Source organism: Nocardiopsis sp. TNDT3 (assembly GCF_003427465.1).
Taxonomy (GTDB): domain Bacteria; phylum Actinomycetota; class Actinomycetes; order Streptosporangiales; family Streptosporangiaceae; genus Nocardiopsis; species Nocardiopsis dassonvillei.
Genome location: NZ_QPFC01000667.1, coordinates 1 through 2159, shown reverse-complemented (window position 1 = coordinate 2159; position 2159 = coordinate 1). Strand labels below are relative to the sequence as shown.

Genomic DNA, 2159 nt, shown 5'->3' with positions numbered 1-2159 from the left:
CGACGCGCGGCGCTGCGCTGGATCGGCACCACCGCCAGCGCCAGGTAGGCGCGGGCCTCGGCCGGGCGGCTGCGGACGGTGGTGCCGATCCAGCGCAGCGCCGCGCGTCGGCGGCCGGAGGCGGCCTCGGCGAAGGCGATCTGCCCGGCCACGCGCGCGTGGCCGCGCGGCACCAGAGCGAACTCGGGGTAGCGGTCCAGCAGCCAGCGCAGGGCGGTGGAGATGGTCCGCCAGCGCCCGGAGAAGTGCGACCTGCGGTGCCACAGCACCCGCACGCCCGGTTCGGGGATGTTGCGGATGGGGCCGCGCCGGGCCAGGCGCAGCAGCAGTTCGTAGTCCTCGGCGTAGCTGCCGGGGATCTCCTCGCTGACGGTTCCGCAGCCGTCGATCATGGCGCGGCGCCGGATGAGGAACGTGGACGGGTGCAGCTCGGTCAGGCGCGACCCCAGCAGGTCGCCGAAGGTCACGCTGGTGCGGTCCAGGCTGCGGACCGCCTCGACCCTGTCGTAGACCACCCGGATGCCGCAGCACACCATCTCCGTGCCGGGCTCGTCGAGCATGACGCCGACCTGTGCCCGGAGCTTCCCGGGCAGCCACGTGTCGTCGTCGTCGCAGAAGGCCACCAGGTCGGTGTCGGCGGCGAGCACACCGGTGTTGCGGGCCCCGGCCAGGCCGGGGGTGAGGGTGTTGGTGACCACCCGCACGGGGCGGTCGCCGTCGGAGCGGGCCAGTGAGGGGTCGGGCTGGTCGTTGTCGAAGACGACGATCGTGGTGATGCGGCCGGAGTAGTCCTGCTCGTTGATCGCCCGCAGGGTGCGGCGCAGCAGTTCCGGCCGGTCCCGGGTGGGCACCACCACGGTCACGCCGGGCAGGGGACCGGTGTCGTCGGCTCCGGAGGCGGCGGTCCGCGCGGCGGTGCGGCCGAAGATGTGGTCGGCGGCCCGGGGGACTGAGGGGGCGGCGGCCGTGGCGACGGGTTCGGCCGTCGCGCCCCGGCCCCGCGTGAGCAGGTCGATGAGCTCCCCTGCGCGCAGCGCGGCCCGCTCGGTGCCCTCGCCGTCGCCGGGGTCCACCCGGAAGTCCGCGGGCGAGGCGAGCGCCCTGTCCAGGAGCGCGCAGAGCTGCTGGGGGGTGGCGCAGGAACGCACCCGGCCCGCCTCCTCCAGACGCCGTACGAACAGGAGCTGGTGCTCGTCGACGTGCTCGTCCAGTTCGGGGTCGCGGGCGACGACGATGGGCAGGCGTCCGGCGCGGCGGGCCTGGACGATGGTGCCCGGTCCACCGTGGGCGACGACCACCCGGGCCCGGCGCATGTGCTCGCCGAGCTCCTCGCCGGGCAGGAACGGGGTGCCCGCGGCCACCTCGGGGGCGGCGCTGTGCCCGTGCTGGACCAGGAAGCGCAGGGTCCGGTGGCGCCGGGCGTAGTCGTCGATCCAGCGGACCAGCCGGTCGAAGGAGTGGTGGTCGGTGCCGAGGCTGACGACCACGTCGGGGTGGCCGCTGTCGTCGGGGCGCGGGACGGGACGCGTGGTCTGTTCGGTCAAAGCAGCGGTCCTACCGTGATGGCGGTCGGCATGAAGGCGCGCTGTTCCTCCCACTGGGCGAGGAACAGCCGGGTGAACGGACGGCACAGCCGTGCGGTGAGCGTCGGTGTGTCGAGGCGGTCGTAGACCTCGATGTAGACGGTCGGTATCCGCAGCAGCCACGCCAGGGCGAAGAAGGGCAGCGCCACCCCGGCGCCGGTGGTGACTACGGCGCACGGGCGCCGTTCGCGCAGGACGCGCACGGCCAGCCAGGCGTTGCGCAGCAGGTTGCCCACGTGGCGGGTGGTGGGGTGGAAGGCCCAACGGACGCGCTCGCCGGTCAGGGCGGACTCGGCGTCGGGGGTCCGGAAGGTCACCCACACGCGCTCGCGGTGCCGCCACCACGGACGCAGTGAGCACAGCTGGGCCAGGTGCCCTCCGCTGGAGGCCACCAGGAGAACCGGTCGTGGAGACATGGGGTCATCATTTCATAACTCTGTGTAGTCGCTGGGAGGGTCGCGGCGAGGCGCACCGGTTGTCCACAGGCGGGGGAGGTCGTCTTCCGCCGGGCGCGCGCAGGGGCTTTCATGGATAACGGGGGGTCCCCCGGGCCCGCCCGCCTCGGCGTGCCCGCAC

The 2159-nt window shown here is 74.1% G+C and carries 2 protein-coding genes; both read right to left on the bottom strand.

Annotation, left to right across the window (positions count from 1 at the left end):
- Positions 1-1544, bottom strand: a 1544-nt coding sequence (locus DQW06_RS16800) for a glycosyltransferase (RefSeq protein WP_117198892.1), incomplete at its 3' end; no start/stop codon positions are given.
- A complete protein-coding gene (locus DQW06_RS16795) occupies positions 1541-1999 on the bottom strand; it encodes a polysaccharide biosynthesis protein (protein ID WP_013154976.1) in 459 nt (152 codons plus the stop codon). The genes DQW06_RS16795 and DQW06_RS16800, both read right to left, overlap by 4 nt.
- Positions 2000-2159: the final 160 nt, after the last annotated feature.